The organism is Stutzerimonas stutzeri, assembly GCF_000935215.1.
Taxonomy (GTDB): domain Bacteria; phylum Pseudomonadota; class Gammaproteobacteria; order Pseudomonadales; family Pseudomonadaceae; genus Stutzerimonas.
Window position 1 is genome coordinate 1 of the sequence record NZ_JXXD01000024.1, and the last position, 16,812, is coordinate 16,812.

Annotated in this window: 21 protein-coding genes and 1 pseudogene; 11 read left to right on the forward strand and 11 right to left on the reverse strand. The window is 61.9% G+C overall.

What is annotated here, in order from left to right:
* Nucleotides 1–222: hypothetical protein (locus LO50_RS25055; RefSeq protein WP_336434160.1), on the forward strand; the 222-nt coding region annotated here is incomplete at its 5' end.
* Between the two features lie 18 nt (nucleotides 223–240).
* Here LO50_RS25055 and LO50_RS03575 read toward each other — a convergent pair.
* Nucleotides 241–1,086, reverse strand: coding sequence for a GNAT family N-acetyltransferase (locus LO50_RS03575; RefSeq protein ID WP_044314128.1), 846 nt, complete (start codon nucleotides 1,084–1,086; stop codon nucleotides 241–243).
* Nucleotides 1,087–1,241: 155 nt separating this feature from the next.
* Between LO50_RS03575 and LO50_RS03580 the strand changes: the two genes are divergently transcribed.
* Both LO50_RS03580 and LO50_RS25630 read left to right on the forward strand, forming a co-directional pair.
* Nucleotides 1,242–3,179 carry a sodium:solute symporter family protein gene (locus LO50_RS03580; RefSeq protein WP_044314129.1) on the forward strand — a complete coding sequence of 646 codons (1,938 nt, stop codon included), beginning with the start codon at nucleotides 1,242–1,244 and terminating at the stop codon, nucleotides 3,177–3,179.
* A 271-nt stretch (nucleotides 3,180–3,450) separates the two neighbouring features.
* Nucleotides 3,451–3,967, forward strand: a pseudogene (locus LO50_RS25630) (hypothetical protein).
* 112 nt (nucleotides 3,968–4,079) lie between these two features.
* Here LO50_RS25630 and LO50_RS03590 read toward each other — a convergent pair.
* The 3 genes from LO50_RS03590 to LO50_RS03600 form a co-directional block, all read right to left on the reverse strand.
* Complete coding sequence (locus tag LO50_RS03590) at nucleotides 4,080–4,871, reverse strand: SIR2 family protein (RefSeq protein ID WP_044314130.1); 792 nt, start codon at nucleotides 4,869–4,871, stop codon at nucleotides 4,080–4,082.
* A 6-nt stretch (nucleotides 4,872–4,877) separates the two neighbouring features.
* Nucleotides 4,878–5,426, reverse strand: coding sequence for a non-canonical purine NTP pyrophosphatase (locus tag LO50_RS03595; RefSeq protein ID WP_042925699.1), 549 nt, complete (start codon nucleotides 5,424–5,426; stop codon nucleotides 4,878–4,880).
* A gap of 185 nt (nucleotides 5,427–5,611) precedes the next feature.
* The gene (locus LO50_RS03600) at nucleotides 5,612–6,052 is read right to left on the reverse strand and encodes a group II truncated hemoglobin (RefSeq protein WP_044314131.1); all 441 of its coding nucleotides are present in this window, start codon (nucleotides 6,050–6,052) and stop codon (nucleotides 5,612–5,614) included.
* A gap of 135 nt (nucleotides 6,053–6,187) precedes the next feature.
* On the opposite strand from LO50_RS03600, the gene LO50_RS03605 reads away from it, so the two are divergent.
* Complete coding sequence (locus LO50_RS03605; RefSeq protein ID WP_003299314.1) at nucleotides 6,188–6,619, forward strand: universal stress protein; 432 nt, start codon at nucleotides 6,188–6,190, stop codon at nucleotides 6,617–6,619.
* A 21-nt stretch (nucleotides 6,620–6,640) separates the two neighbouring features.
* On the opposite strand, the gene LO50_RS03610 is transcribed toward LO50_RS03605, so the two are convergent.
* Nucleotides 6,641–6,985, reverse strand: a complete 345-nt coding sequence (locus LO50_RS03610; RefSeq protein WP_003299313.1) for a YajD family HNH nuclease — start codon at nucleotides 6,983–6,985, stop codon at nucleotides 6,641–6,643.
* A gap of 93 nt (nucleotides 6,986–7,078) precedes the next feature.
* Nucleotides 7,079–7,777 carry a YebC/PmpR family DNA-binding transcriptional regulator gene (locus tag LO50_RS03615; protein ID WP_014819936.1) on the reverse strand — a complete coding sequence of 233 codons (699 nt, stop codon included), beginning with the start codon at nucleotides 7,775–7,777 and terminating at the stop codon, nucleotides 7,079–7,081.
* Nucleotides 7,778–7,992: 215 nt separating this feature from the next.
* On the opposite strand from LO50_RS03615, the gene LO50_RS03620 reads away from it, so the two are divergent.
* Nucleotides 7,993–8,877 (forward strand): O-acetylserine/cysteine exporter, encoded by an 885-nt coding sequence (locus LO50_RS03620; RefSeq protein ID WP_014819937.1) that lies wholly within the window; start codon nucleotides 7,993–7,995, stop codon nucleotides 8,875–8,877.
* 38 nt (nucleotides 8,878–8,915) lie between these two features.
* Here the strand turns inward: LO50_RS03620 and LO50_RS25015 are convergent, their stop codons facing one another.
* From LO50_RS25015 to LO50_RS03635, 3 genes are all read right to left on the reverse strand, one after another.
* Nucleotides 8,916–9,182, reverse strand: coding sequence for a hypothetical protein (locus LO50_RS25015; RefSeq protein ID WP_041013570.1), 267 nt, complete (start codon nucleotides 9,180–9,182; stop codon nucleotides 8,916–8,918).
* A gap of 186 nt (nucleotides 9,183–9,368) precedes the next feature.
* Nucleotides 9,369–10,082 (reverse strand): MOSC domain-containing protein, encoded by a 714-nt coding sequence (locus LO50_RS03630; RefSeq protein ID WP_044314132.1) that lies wholly within the window; start codon nucleotides 10,080–10,082, stop codon nucleotides 9,369–9,371.
* The gene (locus tag LO50_RS03635; protein ID WP_014819940.1) at nucleotides 10,079–10,276 is read right to left on the reverse strand and encodes a hypothetical protein; all 198 of its coding nucleotides are present in this window, start codon (nucleotides 10,274–10,276) and stop codon (nucleotides 10,079–10,081) included. Before LO50_RS03635 ends, LO50_RS03630 begins: the two co-directional genes overlap by 4 nt.
* A gap of 107 nt (nucleotides 10,277–10,383) precedes the next feature.
* Between LO50_RS03635 and dgt the strand changes: the two genes are divergently transcribed.
* Together dgt and LO50_RS03645 are read left to right on the forward strand one after the other, a co-directional pair.
* Nucleotides 10,384–11,880 carry a dGTPase gene (gene dgt / locus LO50_RS03640; RefSeq protein WP_044314133.1) on the forward strand — a complete coding sequence of 499 codons (1,497 nt, stop codon included), beginning with the start codon at nucleotides 10,384–10,386 and terminating at the stop codon, nucleotides 11,878–11,880.
* Between the two features lie 280 nt (nucleotides 11,881–12,160).
* Nucleotides 12,161–13,369, forward strand: a complete 1,209-nt coding sequence (locus LO50_RS03645) for an ammonium transporter (RefSeq protein WP_014819942.1) — start codon at nucleotides 12,161–12,163, stop codon at nucleotides 13,367–13,369.
* Between the two features lie 34 nt (nucleotides 13,370–13,403).
* Here LO50_RS03645 and LO50_RS03650 read toward each other — a convergent pair whose 3' ends face one another.
* Nucleotides 13,404–14,336: a 2-hydroxyacid dehydrogenase gene (locus tag LO50_RS03650; RefSeq protein ID WP_044314134.1), complete on the reverse strand. Its 933-nt coding sequence runs from the start codon at nucleotides 14,334–14,336 to the stop codon at nucleotides 13,404–13,406.
* A 117-nt stretch (nucleotides 14,337–14,453) separates the two neighbouring features.
* Between LO50_RS03650 and LO50_RS03655 the strand changes: the two genes are divergently transcribed.
* Nucleotides 14,454–14,690 (forward strand): DUF2789 domain-containing protein, encoded by a 237-nt coding sequence (locus LO50_RS03655; protein WP_014819944.1) that lies wholly within the window; start codon nucleotides 14,454–14,456, stop codon nucleotides 14,688–14,690.
* Nucleotides 14,691–14,746: 56 nt separating this feature from the next.
* On the opposite strand, the gene LO50_RS03660 is transcribed toward LO50_RS03655, so the two are convergent.
* The gene (locus LO50_RS03660) at nucleotides 14,747–15,142 is read right to left on the reverse strand and encodes a DUF3597 domain-containing protein (RefSeq protein WP_014819945.1); all 396 of its coding nucleotides are present in this window, start codon (nucleotides 15,140–15,142) and stop codon (nucleotides 14,747–14,749) included.
* Nucleotides 15,143–15,285: 143 nt separating this feature from the next.
* Between LO50_RS03660 and LO50_RS24890 the strand changes: the two genes are divergently transcribed.
* The 3 genes from LO50_RS24890 to LO50_RS03670 all read left to right on the forward strand — a co-directional run bounded on the left by LO50_RS24890 (nucleotide 15,286) and on the right by LO50_RS03670 (nucleotide 16,797).
* Complete coding sequence (locus LO50_RS24890) at nucleotides 15,286–15,438, forward strand: hypothetical protein (RefSeq protein WP_156924008.1); 153 nt, start codon at nucleotides 15,286–15,288, stop codon at nucleotides 15,436–15,438.
* Between the two features lie 91 nt (nucleotides 15,439–15,529).
* Nucleotides 15,530–16,348 (forward strand): inositol monophosphatase family protein, encoded by an 819-nt coding sequence (locus tag LO50_RS03665; protein WP_023443781.1) that lies wholly within the window; start codon nucleotides 15,530–15,532, stop codon nucleotides 16,346–16,348.
* Between the two features lie 188 nt (nucleotides 16,349–16,536).
* Nucleotides 16,537–16,797 (forward strand): hypothetical protein, encoded by a 261-nt coding sequence (locus LO50_RS03670; RefSeq protein ID WP_044314135.1) that lies wholly within the window; start codon nucleotides 16,537–16,539, stop codon nucleotides 16,795–16,797.
* The last annotated feature ends 15 nt before the right edge of the window (nucleotides 16,798–16,812 follow it).

A 16,812-nucleotide genomic window follows, 5' to 3' on the forward strand; every position in this document is an offset into this window, starting at 1 on the left:
TTTTTTTTTGCCTGCAAGAAACTCCCGCTGAACCGAGTGGCCGGGGCACGGCCTAATGGGAACAGTCCATCAGCGGAGAACCACATGAACGGCGACCAGCACAACGACCAGCCCACCAAAGAGCAGGATGACGTGACCCGTCGGCCGGATGAGGCTGACGAAGATCAGCTCGATGAGGCTATCGAAGAAACCTTTCCAGCCAGCGATCCGATCTCGCCTTGATCAACCGGAGGCGCACGCTCAGACGGCTTGTTCCTTCCCCTCCGTACGCATCAATAGCGCGGGCATGATATGCCTGCGCAACAGCGGCGCCACATCCTCCCTCGCGCAGGGCGCGATCTCCAGCCAACCCAGTTCTTCCAGTTCGGCCTGCACCTTCACTGCGTGGGGCAGGCGTCCGATGAACACATCCGCCTCCACCTGATGGTCCGGCTCGTTGGCAGCCGGTGCGCGGAAATGCCCGAACGACTCGAGATCATCATCCTCGAGCCTCAGGTCGAGTTCTTCATGAAGCTCCCGCTTGACGGTTTGCAGAGGTGTTTCGCCCGGTTCTGCCTTGCCCCCAGGGAGCATGAAGAAGCGGGTGCTGCGTTTGCGCACGACCAGGAGGCGTCCGCGTTCGTCGATCAGACAGGCGATGGCGATGTTCAGGGTTGCAGCTGGCATTGGCATCATCCTTCGGTCATTAAGCAGGGCAATCAGTGCCTTGGTCCGTCGGTAGCGGGCCAGTCGGTCGGCCAGGGTGTCAGGCAGCAGGTCCGTCATGACGAAGCCAAGTCGCGTATAGAAATCCAGAAGTTCCGGTTTACAGAACAGCCAGACCGGTCCGCTGTTCGACATCAGCGCTTCGCGTACAAGCTGCGCGCCGATGCCGCGGCTTCGCTGCGAAGGGGTCACCAACAAGCCGGTCAGAAAATGCCCATCCGCTACTGGCGTCAGGCAGAGCCCACCCAGGATAGCGCCGCGCCGGGCCACCCAGCATGTGGCCTCGGGACGTATGCGGTTACGGCTGTTGTGGGCTCGATAGAACCTGACCAGCAGCGGCTGCAGAGCCTTGGGGAGCGGCGAATAGTCGAGAGTGGGCATGACCGACCGTGGATTCTTCGAGGGCACTAGTCTAGCGCCTGAGCGGCGATCACCATACGCCCTGTATCCGACCGCTGCCGTTCATCCGTTCGCTGCATCTTTTCCGTCGTCTTGGCGCTCTCACCCTTAGCGTTTCCAACGACAGGAATAACAACATGTTGGATCTACTGATTGTGCTCGCATTCGTTTTCTACGGCCTTTCGGCAGGGATGCGCGCCCGCTCCAAAGCCTCGCAGAGCCTTCACGAATACTTTCTTGCCGGACGAACCATCAAGGGCTGGCGTGCAGGTGTGTCGATGTCCGCCACGCAGTTCGCGGCCGATACGCCGTTGCTGGTCAGCGGTCTGGTCGCGACTGCCGGGGTTTTTGCGTTGTGGCGGCTGTGGATATATGGGTTGGCATTCCTGCTGCTGGCATGGGTATTCGCCTCCGGCTGGCGCCGTGCCGGGGTGCTCACCGACGCCGAACTCACTCGTGTGCGCTACAGCGGTCCCGCAGTGGTGCCGTTGCGGCTGTTCAAGGCGATTTATTACGGCACCGTTATCAACTGTGTGGTGCTGGCAATGGTACTGGTCGCGGCCATTCGCATTGCCGAGGTGTTTCTGCCATGGCACGAGTGGCTGCCGGGCGGCGTCTACGCGGTGATCATGGGCGCAGTGGAAGCCAGCGGCATACGGCTTGGTGAGAGCATCAGTGGGCTCGATCAGCTGACGACCAGCACCAACAATCTCATTTCGATCCTGTTGATCCTGACCTTCACGGCGATGTACTCGATCACCGGAGGCCTGCGTGCGGTGGTGCAGACCGATGTCATGCAGTTCAGCGTGGCGATGCTGGGTACGTTGGTATACGCCTGGTTCGTGGTGGACGCAGCCGGTGGACTGGGCGGCCTGACCGATCGGATCGTCGAGCTGTATGGCAGCGAGCAGGCGGCCAAGATGCTTTCGTTCTCGCCGCCGAGCAATGCCGGCGAGGCGCTGACGCCATTCCTGGTGATCGTCGGTTTGCAGTGGCTGTTCCAGATGAATTCCGACGGTACCGGATACCTGGCGCAGCGCAGCATGGCTTGCCCGACAGATCGTGAGGCGCGTATTGCCGGTTTGGTATTCACCTGGCTGCAGATATTCCTGCGCAGCCTGTTCTGGTTGGCGATCGCGATCGGTCTGCTGGTGCTGTATCCGTTCAGTCCAGAAGAGATGAGTGGTGAAGGCTTCACCGCTGCGCGCGAGGCGCTGTTCGTCACCGGTATCGAAGAATTGCTACCGCCGGGTTTCCGCGGGTTGATGCTGGTGGGCCTACTGGCGGCCCTGGCGTCGACCGTGGATACGCACCTCAATTGGGGCGCTTCGTACTGGAGCAATGATGTCTATGGTGGGGTCGTCGCGCCGAAGCTGCTCAAGCGCAAGCCCAAGGACAAAGAGCTGGTTCTGGTTGCGCGTCTTTCCAACGTGCTGATCCTGCTGATCGCGATGGTCATCATGGCCAACCTCGGTTCGATCCAGACGGCCTGGTTCATCTCCTTGCTGTTCGGTGCCGGAATGGGTTCGGTGCTGGTACTGCGCTGGCTCTGGGAGAGGATCAATCTGTACTCCGAGCTGACGGCAATGATCGCATCGCTGATCACCGCCCCCTTGCTGCTCTACTACCTGGGCACCGATCCGGAGCGTGAGTGGATACGTCTGGGCATCATGTCCCTGGTTACCTGCAGCGCCGCGATTCTGGTCAGCTACATCACCCCGCCCACGGACCAGGAGACGCTGGATCGCTTCTATCGCAGGGTGCGGCCGTTCGGCTTCTGGGGACAGACCGCCGTGCGTTGTGGCGTCTCGCGCCGGGAGTCGCTCAAGGCCCTCGGTGTACGCCTGTTTGCGGTAGGCGTTACGGCGCTATCGGTCTACACGTTATTGATCGGCGTGGGGCGGTTGCTGTTTCCACAACCGGAAGGAAGTGCTGTGCTGGCGTGGATATGTATCGCCGTTGGGTTGGCCTTGACACCCGTGTGGATGTATCTCGCGTTCAGCCGTTATTTCGATGATGAACGGGAAGATGATGCGCTTGAACTTCACGAGAAGAGTGCGGATGTGGCTGGCTGATTTAATGGACAGGTTTATATGTATATCACGCAACGATTCTATAATTGCCTTTCTAATATCTATTTGAAGGCTGTCGTGCTGGCATTACAGTATCGCGTTCTAGGCTAATTTTATAAAAATCATCGAATTGACGCTTTTTTTTCTATTGTTTTGCATGAAAAGCCGGTCATTCGTCGATTCCTTTGAGCAGTCTCAGGGTTTACATGCTTGTCTCAGGAATACGCATTGCTATTGCGTATTTCATAACAAGCACAAAAGCAGAGGTGCCGTCATGAATCGACTTTTCAAAACTTCCTTAATGGTTGCCGCTATGCTTCCGGCTGTTGCCGGTGCGGCTCCCATGACGGGTGACAAGGAAATCACATTGGGTGGTGCAGGAAGCAGCGACAAGGACTTTGACGATACTGTTTTTTCCGTACAGGGAAGTTGGGGTCAGTATTTAAGCGAATCTTCTCTCTGGGGGTGTCCGGCAGACTGTCAATGCGCGTGATACCGAGGGAGAAAGTGTCAAGTTCGATGGCTCGACTCGCGTCTTCTATGACTATCACTTCGGCACCGGCAAGGCACGGCCTTTCATAGGTGCGAGCATTGGTGGTGTCTACGGTGACCGGGTAGACGAGACGTTCATGGCGGGGCCGGAAGTCGGCTTCAAGTACTGGGTTCAGGACAAGACGTTCATTACCGCGATGGCGGAATATCAGTTCCTGTTCAAGAGCGGCAGCGATGCACAGGATCGATATGATGACGGAGTGTTCCTCTACAGCATCGGTGTTGGCTTCAACTACTGATCAGGACATGCGCAATGTCACCCGACATCGCGCATGCTAAATTGCCTGTGTCTTCGTCAAAGTGCCGTTTCGCTTGTTTAATGCCGCTTCGCTTGTTTTTGGAAAAAGGCTCTCAGGTTTCAACCAGTTGCTGCAGGAAGTTCTTCAGCGCAACGCCGGGTTCATCGTCTTCCGATGCAATCATGCGAATTCCCCATTGCCTCAACACTTCTTCCTGAACCGGGTTCGGCTTGTGTGAGAACACATATGAAATGGGCCGGACACCGAGCGTCTCGTGTTCGTTCCATATCTTCGACAGCTTGTGAAATAGCAGACGTATATTGGTATCGGAAAGACTGTATCCGATAAACAGAACGGCCTTGCTCAATGTGTCGGCGCGTAACTTGATATCCAGCGGCGTTTCGAACTGCAGGCGCTGGTAGTAGCTGGTCTCGTCAAGCACGATCGAGGCGTCATCATCGAAGTCACCGTGGAACTTGACGATCTGCCTGACGTCATCACGGGCCTTGGTCAGGTCACTGGCGTTGGCGATCTTGATGTAGTCCACCGCATGGGCGTCATGGGCGTACTCCAGCCAACGGTCATAGTTGGTGGTATAGATCGCCGGAAAACGGCCACGCACGATCAGCCGATGAATTTCCGAGTCACGTATTTCGATGTTGCGATGCCACTCGCGGTCCATCCAGCTGCGCAGCGGGCCGATGCTGCCTTTCTTGATCCGGTAGTACTCGGCCAGGGCGAGGAAATTGCCGTAGGTGTTGAACACCTCCGGGTCGTAGTCGAGCTGCACGGCGATCTCGTCGATCAGCTCCTTCCACGGCGGCAAGCCAATGTTGGCGGATACGCCGGAACCGACAAAAAGGATCAGGCGATTGTTCCGGTACGCTTCGCGGAGCTGGTCCATGGTTGCTCAGGACTCCCGCAGATAGGCGACGAAGGCGTCGAGTGCGCGTCGGCGCATGGAAAGGCCGTTCTTTTGCGTGCCCAGCTGCGCGAACGTCTGGGTCTGGCCTTCGGGAATGAACACGTCGTCCCATTCGAAGCCGCCATGCCCGGCTGGCGACGGTGCGATGCGCCCGGCGACCACGCCTTCGAAGAAATGCCGTTTGCGACCGTCGCAATAGCCGATCAGGGTCCGCGCCTCGGCGGCCGGATCGTCCAGCCGCCCGATCAGCTCTGAGAATCGCTCGGCCTGCAGTCGGTCCCAGAAGATCTGCGTCAGCCCGCCGGGAAAGCCGTTGAGGCTGTTGATGAAAAGCCCGGTGTGTTCGACGAAGACCGGTTTACCGATCATTTTGAAGGCGACCAGCAGCTTGTCGCTGACCAGCTGGTGCAGGTCCTCGGTACGCAGCTCCTCGATACGGATGGGAAAGGGCTTCACCTCGATTCCGCTGGGCTGGAGAATCTCGCAAACCTCGAGGATCTTCTGCGGGTTGATGGACGCGAAGCGGATTTTCATGGAACGAGCCAGCTCCGGTTTCGACGGATGAATGCTGCCGCCACGACGGCCGCCCTTGTCTGTATGACGCAAGGTGAGTGGCTCGGTTCTCCTGCCCAGCGGATTAATCGATCAGGCGCGCCTATGGACGTTGCAGCGCCACGTCTTAGACGAATGACATTGCAGCCTCTGGCGGGGAGGGCGCTTCAGCTCCGGCCCGGACGCATCGGGCAGGCTGCCTGCACCTGGCGGATGCGCTCGGCGGGGACGCGCAGCTGCCGTAGCAGGTAGTCGGCGAATTCCGGCGTGAATGGCTGACGGGCGATGGCCTGTTCCATGCAGAACAGCCAGGCATCGCGTTCGGCTTCGCCGACCTGCCAGCGGGTATGGAACTGCGGAATGCTGATGCCGCCATACTTCTCTGCGTATCGCTTCGGGCCGCCCAGCCAGCCGCTCAGAAAGCTCGCCAGCCGGTCCCGGGCGTCGCTCACGTCCGCCGGATACATTGCACGAACGCCCGCGGCCTCTGGCGCCAGGTCCATCACCTGGTAGAAGTCCGCGACCAGCCGTTGCAGGCCCGGTTCGCCGCCGGCTGCCTGGAACGAGGCGTCGCCGACGCCGAATGCGGGACCTTGATCGGGGTTCATCAGACTCGTCTCTGTCTCGTTGAAAGGGCGCGAGATGATGCGCGCTTGTGCCAGATCAAAACAAGTGCGAGCAGGGCCCGCAACGCGCAGGCAGCTGGTCTAAGCTGAAGGTCCACACAACAGCGGAGACAGGAAATGCGCAGGCTTCTGGTTGCATACGATGGTTCGGACAACGCCAAGCGCGCCCTGCAGTATGTCGTCGATCTGGCGCGGGATACCGGGATCGCGCTACAGGTGCATGTGGTCAACGTTCAGCACGAACCGATCATCTACGGCGAATACGTGACGTCGGCGATGATCGATGAACTCAACAACGGCCTGATGGCCAAGGCGCGCTCCGTGCTCGACGAAGCGGCAGCCGTGTTGCAGGCCGGCGGCCTGAGCTGCGAAACCCATGCGCTGCTGGGCAATGTTGCCGAGCAGGTCAACGACGCGGTCAAGCGGCTGGGCTGCGACACGGTGGTAATGGGCACTCGCGGTCTGGGCAGCTTCACCGGGATGCTAATGGGCTCGGTGGCGAACCGGGTGATCCATGAGGTATCGGTCCCGGTGCTCTTGGTCAAGTGAGCTGAATGCCGGTCTGGCCGATCAGTCCTGCTTACCCTTGAGCAGATCGGCCAGGTTGGCGAAGGCCTTGAAGGTTTCCTTCGGGCCCAGGTCGCTGCCCGGCCTGGCTTCGGCCTGGTACTGGTTGTCGGTGTAGCGGGAATGCTCGTTGTCGTGGCAGTACAGGCAGAGCAGCTCCCAGTTCGAGCCATCCTCGGGGTTGTTGTCGTGGTTGTGGTCCTTGTGGTGGACCGTCAACTCGCTCAGGCGCTTGCCGGAAAATTCCCGCGCGCAACGACCGCAGACCCAGGGATACATCTTCAGTGCTTTTTCCCGATAGCCTTGTTCGCGCTGACTGTAGGGCGTGGTCGGTTTGCTGCTGCTCATGGTGAATGCTCGCCGGGTTCGTTGTTCGTCAGGGCCCACCCCCGCGTCGGCATCGCCACGCGCGGGAACAGCCCCAAGTAAAGTCGATGGCTGTCAGCCCGCCAAGCCGACGTAGACGTTCTGCACGTCATCGTGGGCGTCGATGGCCTCGAGGAAGGCTTCGACTTCTTCCAATTCGGCACCGGACAGGCTGACCGGATTCTTCGGACGATAGCCCAGTTGCGCGGACTGCACGGTAAAGCCGAATTCCGGCAGCGCCTTGCACACGGCGTCGAGATCGGTGGGTTCGGTGATGAACAGCGTGCTGCCTTCGTCGGCTGCTTCGAAATCCTGCGCACCGGCCTCGATCGCGGCCATTTCCGCATCGGCGTCGCCTTCAGGCGCGGCTTCGATCATGCCGACGTGGTCGAAGTCCCAGCTCACCGAGCCGGAGGAGCCCAACTGGCCTTTGCGGAACAGTACGCGGATTTCGGCAACGGTGCGGTTGACGTTGTCGGTCAGGCACTCGACGATCAGTGGCACCTGATGCGGCGCGAAGCCTTCGTAGAGTGTGCGTTCGTAGTGGACCACCTCACCGCTGAGGCCTGCGCCTTTCTTGATGGCGCGCTCCAAGGTGTCCTTGGGCATCGAGGCCTTCTTCGCCTGTTCGACGACCAGGCGCAGGCGCGGATTCATGTCGGGGTCGGCACCGCTGCGGGCTGCGATCATGATTTCCTTCGACAGCTTGCCGAAGATCCTGCCCTTGGCGTTCGCCGCCGCTTCCTTATGCTTCGCTTTCCACTGTGCGCCCATGCTCGTCCCCGTCTGAAGTGATGAAGTCAGGCGCGGATTCTATAGCGTATTCCGGCCTTGCGTCGCCGGTGGCGGTCGAGCCTGACCTGTGCTGCCCGTGTCAGGGCGATGGGCGGTTGCTCCGCACTGTGCCGCTCATTTTGGCGATCACTGTATGGAGCGCTCACCCGAAGCGGCGTCTTTAATGCACCTTTTACGCAACAGGGTGCGTTGCCATGTCGCCTCGGGATCTGCTGCTCGCGCTGGTCGTCATCGTCGTCTGGGGCATGAACTTCGTGGTGATCATGGTCGGCCTGCACGACGTGCCGCCGATGCTGCTGGGTGCGTTGCGTTTCATGCTGGCGGCCGTGCCGGCGGTGTTCTTCATCAAGCGTCCGCAGGTGCCGTTGCGCTGGATGCTGGCCTATGGGCTGACCATCTCGCTCGGGCAGTTCGCCTTTCTGTTCACGGCGATGAAACATGGCATGCCGGCCGGACTGGCCTCGCTGGTGCTGCAGTCGCAGGCGTTCTTCACGCTGTTCTTCGCGGCGCTGTTTCTCGGCGAGCGATTGCGCGCAGCCAACTTGCTGGGACTGGTCATCGCGGCCTGCGGTCTGGCGATGATCGGCGCGCAGACCGGCCTGGGCATGACCCTGAGCGGTTTCGTGCTGACCATCTGCGCGGCGTCGATGTGGGCGCTGGGCAACATCGTCACGCGCAAGGTCGGCAAGGTGAACCTGGTCGGGCTGGTGGTATGGGGCAGTCTGGTGCCGCCGCTGCCATTCCTGGCGCTGTCGCTATGGCTCGAGGGGCCGGCGGTGATCGAGGCGGCGCTGCGCGGCATTGGTTGGCAGACGATTCTGGTGCTGGCCTATCTGGCATTCGGCGCGACGATTCTCGGCTATGGCCTGTGGAGTCGCTTGCTGTCGCGTTACCCGGCGAGCCAGGTGGCCCCGTTCTCGCTGCTGGTGCCGGTGGTCGGGCTGACGTCAGCCAGCGTGTTGCTGGGCGAGCGGCTGGGGACGCTGCAATTGGGTGGGGCGTTGCTGGTGATGCTCGGCCTGGGGGTGAATGTTTGCGGTAGCTGGTTGTTCGGTCGGTTGCGTCTGGCCAGGGTCTGAAACGCCCGGCATCAGACCGGGCGTCGCAGCGATAAGGCTCAATGGGTGGCGGCGTGGGCGCCGAGCAGCGTAGTGCCCGAGCCACTCTTCTTGTCGCGCTTGGCCATCCGTTTTTCTTGCGCCGTTTTCATCGGCTTTTTCTTGCCGTTCTTCTTTGCGTCCATTCCCTTGCTCATGGTGTTCACCTCTGATTGCTGGCTGGACATGTCCTGATGTGCGAAGGCCTGACTGTCGCTGCTGGAGCGAAGCCTGTTTCCGGCCTGTGTCTTCCATGACCGCTGCAGTATGGCACTGCTGGGCTGCATTGCACGCACTGCTTTGCTTAGGGTCTGTCCCCGTTTCGTCGCAAGCCGCGTTGCTGCGCTAAATGGCGCCATGGCCGGGCGGCGTTCCGCAGGCGCGGGACGCAGGTAATGGTGGCTCCCTTGCCAAGTCCCGCAACGCCGGATGGCGCCATTTGCCGCGCACGAAACGGGAACAGCCCCTAGGTATCAGTCGAACAGGCTGTGCTGGTCGCGCTGGGCGCGAAGGGCGTCGTAACGCTGGCGGAAGATCGCCCGATAATGCATGGCCAGACGCGGCAGCTTCGCCAGTTGCTGCAGGCTGTCTTCAGTCAGGTTCTGATCGAGAAAGCAGCGCCACAGGTGCGCGACGCTGATCTGTGGGTGCGGGCGCTCGAGCAACTGCAACGTGTCGCCAGGACGCACGGTGCCTGGCTCGATGGTCCGGTAGAGCCAGCCGGTGCGGCCGCTCGCCGACAGCTCCCGTGCCAGGCCACGCACACCGTGACGGTTGTCCAGCCTGATGCAGGGCGAGCGCGGCTGGCTGATCTCGATCAGCGCGGTGCCCCAGCGAAGAAGATCGCCGATGCATACCTGCTCTTCGTCCAGCGCCTGGCTACCTAGGTTCTCACCGAAGGCGCCGAGGCCAAGCCGCGCGCGCAGCGGCGGGAAGCGCTGCGACCAATACTGATAATGCTGGGTCGGGTAGTGGCAGAGGCTGCGATCCGGCCCGCCATGAAAACGCCGATCGGCGATCCGATCACCCTGCAGGCCATCCAGGCCCAGCCACAACGGGCCGTCGCTGGCTTGCTTGTCCATGGCGGTGGCTCTGCGACTATCCGGCAGCGGCGAAAACTGACGGCACAGCAATGGGCCGTCGACGGTCCAGGCTCCGAGCGAGATGCGTGGCGCCTGCTGGGTCACGGCTGCTGTGCTCGGTTGAGCTGCTCCAGTTCGCGGCGGACCATGGCGGTGTATTCCGGTGGGCTGAGCTGATACAGCTCGGTAGCAACCCAGGCCAGCCAGCGCGAGCCCAGGGCCGCTTGCCGGTCCAGCAGGCGTTGGGCTTCGGCGCGGGCGCGCTCGGCATTGTTCTGATGAAAATCTGCTCGACTCACGAATCGTCTCCGTCGCCGTACTCGGCGATGAAAGGGGCAGCGATGGTAAACCCGGAACGCTCGCGTTAGGCTCGATGGCTATTCTTTTTGCGCCGCGAGAACGATGCATGTCGGTGTCCATGAACTTCAAGCACAAAATCTCCCGCCAGCGCCCCTATGGCAAGGCCGAAGCGGACCTGCGGGCCAGCGATGGCAGCCTCGACGCCGTGCTGGACCAGCTGGAGAGCGATCGCGGGCGCATCATCAACTCGGCCGCGGTGCGCCGCCTGCAGCAGAAGACGCAGGTGTTTCCGCTGGAGCGCAATGCCGCGGTGCGCAGCCGTCTCACCCATTCGCTGGAAGTGCAGCAGACCGGCCGCTTCATCGTTCGCACCCTGTACAAGCAGCTCGGCCACCGCGCCGCGGAGTTCGGCCTGGACGGACTCGAGCCGGCGTTGCAGAGCCTGGTCGAGATGACCTGCCTGATGCACGATATCGGCAATCCGCCGTTCGGCCATTTCGGCGAGTACGCCATCGGCGAGTGGTTCGAGCGCAATCTCGACGCGCTGTTCACGGCCGCCGTGACGCCGGGGCAGGGCGATGCCGAGCTGCGCAAACGGATGCTGGTCGATCTCAAGCACTTCGAAGGCAATGCCCAGGCGGTTCGCCTGGTGGTCTCGCTGCAACGCCTCAACCTGACCTATACGCAGACCGCCGGACTGCTCAAGTACGTCCGTCCGGCCTATCAGGCCAAGCCCGCGAAAGGCACGCCAGGCGCCTACCTGCTGAAGAAGCCCGGCTTCTATCTGTCCGAGGAACCCTTCGTGCGTGCGCTGCAGGCGGCGCTCGATCTGCAGCCGTGCACGCGTCACCCGCTGGCTTACGTGATGGAGGCCGCCGACGACATCGCCTATTGCCTTGCCGACATCGAGGATTCGGTGGAGAAGGGCATCTTCAGCATCGAACAGCTGGCGCAGCTGCTGCTCGCCAAGTTCGCGCTGCATGGTTCGGTCGATGCCCCGGTGCCGGGCCCGGAGCGCAGTTTCCGGGGCATGGTCAACTACGCGCTGGAGCGCGCACAGAAGGAGCCGATCAACAAAGCCGGCGAGTTCTTCATCTGGCTGCGGGTGAACATGATCCACCCGCTGGTGCAGCACGCTGCGCGGCAGTTCATCGACAACATCGACGCGGTTTATCACGGCACCCTGGATCGCGCGTTGCTGGAGGACGACAGCCTGCCCAACGCCATCGTGCAGACCTTCAAGGATGTCGCGATGGAGCACGTGTTCTGCCACCGCGAGGTGGAAACGTTGCAACTGCAGGGCTATCGCATTCTCCAGGGCCTGCTCGACTTCTATGCGCCGCTGCTGCGCGTGCCGGCCACCGTGTTCGATGCACTCAGCCTCGGCACCTGCCGCAGCGAACCTCACCTGCAGATGCTGGCGCGACGCCTGCCCAACCAGCTGGTCAAGGCCTACCACGAAGCGCTCAAGGAGCACGCTGAGCAATCGGCGGATTGGCCTCTGTGGGAGTTCTACTACCGCAACCGGATACTGCAGGACTACATCAGCGGCATGACCGACCAACTGGCTCAGGACGAGTATCGGGCCCTTTCCGCCCTCTGAGGGTGCGCTGCACCAGAGCTGCCGCTGCGCTTGGTACGCGCCTTGCTTTTGCTTGGTGCAGCAGTCGTCGTGCGAGCCCCGCAATGGCGCACGACGGATTTCCGGTAGTTTCCTTAACCTGTTGATATCAAAGGTTTCATGGCGCTTCAGCGTTTCGCTGCAAGCAAGCTCCGGCTGCAGGTGGCGGTGGCCCGACATGGCGCGGTGATGCATCTCGGTGCATGCGTCTGGCGGAGGTAACCGTTTTGGTGCGATTTATCCGCTGAGGCTGTAGTAACCCATGGAAAACCTCAACAGCGCCGTGGAAACCCTGGTCCACGGTTCGAATACCCTGTTCATCCTGATGGGCGCGGTGATGGTGCTGGCCATGCACGCCGGCTTCGCCTTTCTCGAAGTCGGTACGGTACGTCTGAAGAATCAGGTCAACGCGTTATCGAAGATCATCACCGACTTCGCAGTGTCGACCCTGGCGTATTTCTTCATCGGCTACTGGGTCGCCTATGGCGTGACCTTCATGCAGCCGGCCGATCAGCTGGTGGTGGACCACGGCTACGCGCTGGTGAAGTTCTTCTTCCTGCTGACCTTCGCCGCGGCCATTCCGGCGATCATCTCCGGCGGTATCGCCGAGCGCGCGCGGTTCGGCCCGCAGCTGTGCGCCACGCTGCTGATCGTCGCGTTCGTCTATCCGTTCTTCGAGGGCCTTATCTGGAACGGCAATTTCGGTTTCCAGGGCTGGCTTGAGCGCCAGTTCGGTGCGTCCTTCCATGACTTCGCCGGCTCCGTGGTGGTGCACGCCATGGGCGGCTGGCTGGCATTTGGCGCGGTGGTTTTGCTGGGGCGACGCAACGGTCGCTACCGGGACGGCAGGCTGGTGGCATTCGCGCCATCGAACATTCCTTTCCTCGCTTTGGGATCGTGGATTCTCATCGTCGGCTGGTTCGGCTTCAACGTCATGAGCGCGCAGACCATCGAGGGTATCAGCGGGCTGGTTGCGGTGAATTCGTTGATGGCGATGGTTGGGGGCACTGCAGCGGCATGGCTCGCCGGGCGCAACGACCCGGGCTTCCTGCACAACGGCCCGCTGGCTGGCCTGGTGGCGGTCTGTGCCGGCTCCGATCTGATGCATCCGGTCGGCGCACTGGCTACTGGTGCGATCGCCGGAGCACTGTTCGTCTGGACGTTCACCGCTACGCAGAATCGCTGGAAGATCGATGATGTGCTGGGTGTCTGGCCACTGCACGGCCTGTGCGGGATCTGGGGCGGGGTGGCCTGCGGCATCTTCGGCCAGTCCGCGCTGGGCGGTCTGGGCGGCGTGAGCCTGATCAGTCAGGTGATCGGCAGCGGCATGGGCATGCTGGTGGCGCTGCTCGGCGGCTTCGGCGTCTACGGCCTGCTCAAGCTGACTACAGGTATTCGCCTGAGCCAGGAGGAAGAGTTCAACGGCGCGGATCTTTCCATCCACCGGATCGGCGCGCTCAGCCAGGATTGAGCCGCTTGCTTATGTCCGGTTGTCGCAGTCGCGCTCAGTAGCCGCGGCTGCGCTCTACCAGATCATGCAGCGGTTCGCCGTCACGCAGCGCTTGCAGGTTAACGGCGACGATCCAGGCCGCGCTGCGCATGTCCGTTGCGGCTGCGATGTGGGGCAGCACGGTCACCTGTGGATGCTTCCAGAACGGATGCTCTGCCGGCAGCGGCTCGCTGCGAAACACGTCGAGCACCGCATGGCCGACCTGGCCACATTCGAGCGCCTGCAGCAGATCAGCCTCGACCAGGTGCCCGCCCCGTGCGAGGTTGACCAGCCCGGCGCCGGGGCGCAGAGCTTCGAAGAAACGCCAGTTCAGCAGATCGCCAGTCTGTGGCGTCAGTGGCAGCAGGTTGATGACGATGTCGCTGCATGCCAGCAGAGGCCAGAGGGCATCCATGCCGTGCTCAAGCGCGACGCCCTCTGCAGCGCCGCTGCGAAGCTTCCAGCCAGTCACGCGGTAGCCCTGGGTGACCAAGCGCTGGGCACATGTCCGGCCCATCTGGCCCATGCCCAGCAGCGTCACCTGGATTTCGTCAGCCCGCCGCTGCGGCAGTTGCCGCCAATCGCAGGCGTGCTGCTGCCGGGCGTAATCGTAGAAACCCCGATGCAGCGAGAGAGTCGCCCACAACGCGGTTTCGGCCATGGCCGCGCTCATGGTCGGGTCGACCATGCGCGCCACCGGCACGTCCGGCAGGCTCGGGTCGCTGAGCAGGCGGTCCACGCCGGCCCAGAGCGACTGGATCAGCCGCAGGTTGGGCAAGCCTTGCAGCAATCCCGCGGGTGGGTTCGCGACCACCGCCGCGGTGATCAGCCCAGCGTTCTCCGCCGTCGCGGACAGGTGCCAGCGGGCTTGCGGCAAGGCGCGCTGCAGCTCTGCGAGCCAGGCGTCGCGCTCGTTATCGTCGAAGCTGCCGCAGAGCAGGATGTCCATGCAGTCGTTCCTCATCGGTCCAGGCGGAACTGTAGTCAGCCGCAGAGTCTCTGAATAGGCAAGTAGCGGAACGCGCGACGCGCCTTTCAGCCTGTTGACGAGTCTAAGGAGAACATCATGGAACTACCCAACAAAGACCTCGGTACCCTGTTCGAGCAGCTGGGTCTGGCGTCAGACCCGGCGAGTATCGATGCATTCATCGGCAAGCATGGGCACCTGCCGGAAGACGTTCGGCTGGCCGATGCGCCGGTCTGGAACGAGTCGCAGCGCGCGCTGCTGCGCGATGAGTGGGTCGAGGATGCGGAGTGGGCGCCGATTGTCGACGAGCTGAATGTGCGCATGCACGAGCATTGATCACCAGCGCGAGCTGCCGCAATCGCTGCAGCTCGCCTGTCGCCCCTCGAGGCAGATCAGTCCAGCAGATCGGCTGGTACGTTGCCGCCATTCTCGGCCAGTTTGTTCAGCACCGCCTTGTGCAACCACATGTTCATCTGCGCCGAATCCCCCATCTTGTCAGCCGGGCAACCCAGCTCGGTAGCCAGTTCCTTGCGCGCGGTGAGGCTGCTGTCCAGGCTGAGCAACTTCAGCAGGTCGACGATGGACGTGCGCCAGTTGAGTTTCTCCGGGTGATTCTGCGCCATGCCGTCGAGCTTGGCCGCGACGTCCACCTGGTCCACTGCAGGGCCCGTGGGGGCGCCGGCACCGCCTGTGGAGGCCTCAGGTGGTGTGGTGGGCGCTGTGCTGTCGGGTGCGGCATGTGCCTGGCCGAGGCCGATCTTTTCCAGTATCGAGTTGAACAAGCCCATGGGGATCTCCTGTCTGCGTGAATGATGAGCCGTGGCTCGCAGATTAGGACCGCACGTGTATCGATTCGTCGCGTCCGTATTGAACGGGGCGTTCCGGCGAGTGGCGTGGGGAAATTGGGCTTTTGGGCGCCCTGGGTGGACCCATGTCATTCATCGTCTTGCCCAGTCGATTCCCGGCATCGCTCGTGCTGCAACAGGTGCATGTCGAGTGGCCTGTTTGGCAAGTTCAGTTGGTCAATTTCGGCGCCCATGGCCCCGATACAGCGTTGCTGCTCCTTGCCATAGCCCCGCTATGACTCGTCGCAGGGAGCCCTGATCATCCGAACTTGCCTCAACCAACTCACCAAACAGTCCACTAGAATGCCGCTTTTGTTTCAGGAACCGACCATGAGCGAGTCGACCCAGCAAGACCTCGATATCGATGCCCGCTACGCCTGTGCCAAGAGCCTCGCGCTGGAAGCCGCGCAGCTGGGCATGGATTTCTATCGGCAACGCGAGACGCTGGATGTCGAGCACAAGGGCAACGACCGGCAGGATGTGGTCAGCATCGCCGACAAAAACATCGAAGACTTCATTCGCGCACGCCTGGCCGAGCGCTTCCCGCAGGACGGCTTTCTTGGCGAGGAAAGCGGCTCGGCCGACCTCAAGGCCCGCTGCGTGTGGGTGATCGATCCCATCGACGGCACCGCCTGTTTCGTCAACGGTCTGCACAACTGGTGCGTTTCCATCGGGCTGCTGATCGACGGGGAACCCCACATCGGCGCGATCGCCGACCCCAACCATGACGAACTCTTCCATGGCTGTCTCGGCCGCGGCGCCTATGTCAACGAGACGCCCATCACGGCCAGCGCCGCCAGCCATGTGCGTGATGGCCTGACCGGCGCGGGCACCTTTCATCCGCGCGGCAAGGAGCATTTCATTCCGTTTCTGGAAAAGCTGCTGGCCGAAGGCGGCATGTTCATCCGCAATGGCTCCGGCGCGCTGATGACGGCTTACGTCGCCGCAGGGCGACTGATCGGTTACTACGAGACCGAACTCAAGAGCTGGGATTGCCTGGCCGGGCTGGTGCTGGTGGCCGAGGCGGGCGGGCTGCGCAACGATTTCTTCCGCAACGATGGGCTGCTCAGGGGTAACCCCTATCTGGTGGCGGCGCCCGGCGTGTATCGACAGCTGGCCGAGCTGATCGGCCCTTCGCTGGATGGCTGAGGCGTTGTGCGTTCGTCAGTCAACCGTGCACTGCCAGGCCCGAGTCGGGCAGCCTGTGCTATACCGTTCTGACGCGCTGGGGCCGGCGAAACGGCCCTGTTCATCAGGGGGGGAACAATCGGCGGCCCATCAGCCTGAGCCAACCTGCGTGATCTGATGGCTGCCCGAATAGAAGCGAGGTAACGATCATGACCATGATGCAATGCACCCACCGCGACCACCTCATCACCGCCGAGGTGATTGAATATCCCGGCACCCCGACACCCTGGGCTGGCGGTTGCCGGATTACCGATCCCGCCGGGCACGTGACTCGCCGTATGCCGCTACCGCTCGAGCATGCGTTCATGGACGAGCTGGAAAAGGCCCAGCGACTGTCCATCGCCCATGGCAAGTGGCTGGTCGATCAGCATCTCGATCACGGCCGCGAGCTGTTCCAGAAGGCCGCCTAGCACTGCTCGAAGCGT

Excerpts from the sequence above, each read along its gene's own strand:
- LO50_RS03575 (WP_044314128.1), bottom strand. The coding sequence starts at position 1,086 with ATGCCCACTCTCGACTATTCGCCGCTCCCCAAGGCTCTGCAGCCGCTG.
- LO50_RS03580 (WP_044314129.1), top strand. The coding sequence starts at position 1,242 with ATGTTGGATCTACTGATTGTGCTCGCATTCGTTTTCTACGGCCTTTCG.
- LO50_RS03590 (WP_044314130.1), bottom strand. The coding sequence starts at position 4,871 with ATGGACCAGCTCCGCGAAGCGTACCGGAACAATCGCCTGATCCTTTTT.
- LO50_RS03595 (WP_042925699.1), bottom strand. The coding sequence starts at position 5,426 with ATGAAAATCCGCTTCGCGTCCATCAACCCGCAGAAGATCCTCGAGGTT.
- LO50_RS03600 (WP_044314131.1), bottom strand. The coding sequence starts at position 6,052 with ATGAACCCCGATCAAGGTCCCGCATTCGGCGTCGGCGACGCCTCGTTC.
- LO50_RS03605 (WP_003299314.1), top strand. The coding sequence starts at position 6,188 with ATGCGCAGGCTTCTGGTTGCATACGATGGTTCGGACAACGCCAAGCGC.
- LO50_RS03610 (WP_003299313.1), bottom strand. The coding sequence starts at position 6,985 with ATGAGCAGCAGCAAACCGACCACGCCCTACAGTCAGCGCGAACAAGGC.
- LO50_RS03615 (WP_014819936.1), bottom strand. The coding sequence starts at position 7,777 with ATGGGCGCACAGTGGAAAGCGAAGCATAAGGAAGCGGCGGCGAACGCC.
- LO50_RS03620 (WP_014819937.1), top strand. The coding sequence starts at position 7,993 with ATGTCGCCTCGGGATCTGCTGCTCGCGCTGGTCGTCATCGTCGTCTGG.
- LO50_RS25015 (WP_041013570.1), bottom strand. The coding sequence starts at position 9,182 with ATGCAGCCCAGCAGTGCCATACTGCAGCGGTCATGGAAGACACAGGCC.
- dgt (WP_044314133.1), top strand. The coding sequence starts at position 10,384 with ATGTCGGTGTCCATGAACTTCAAGCACAAAATCTCCCGCCAGCGCCCC.
- LO50_RS03645 (WP_014819942.1), top strand. The coding sequence starts at position 12,161 with ATGGAAAACCTCAACAGCGCCGTGGAAACCCTGGTCCACGGTTCGAAT.
- LO50_RS03650 (WP_044314134.1), bottom strand. The coding sequence starts at position 14,336 with ATGGACATCCTGCTCTGCGGCAGCTTCGACGATAACGAGCGCGACGCC.
- LO50_RS03655 (WP_014819944.1), top strand. The coding sequence starts at position 14,454 with ATGGAACTACCCAACAAAGACCTCGGTACCCTGTTCGAGCAGCTGGGT.
- LO50_RS03660 (WP_014819945.1), bottom strand. The coding sequence starts at position 15,142 with ATGGGCTTGTTCAACTCGATACTGGAAAAGATCGGCCTCGGCCAGGCA.
- LO50_RS24890 (WP_156924008.1), top strand. The coding sequence starts at position 15,286 with ATGTCATTCATCGTCTTGCCCAGTCGATTCCCGGCATCGCTCGTGCTG.
- LO50_RS03665 (WP_023443781.1), top strand. The coding sequence starts at position 15,530 with ATGAGCGAGTCGACCCAGCAAGACCTCGATATCGATGCCCGCTACGCC.
- LO50_RS03670 (WP_044314135.1), top strand. The coding sequence starts at position 16,537 with ATGACCATGATGCAATGCACCCACCGCGACCACCTCATCACCGCCGAG.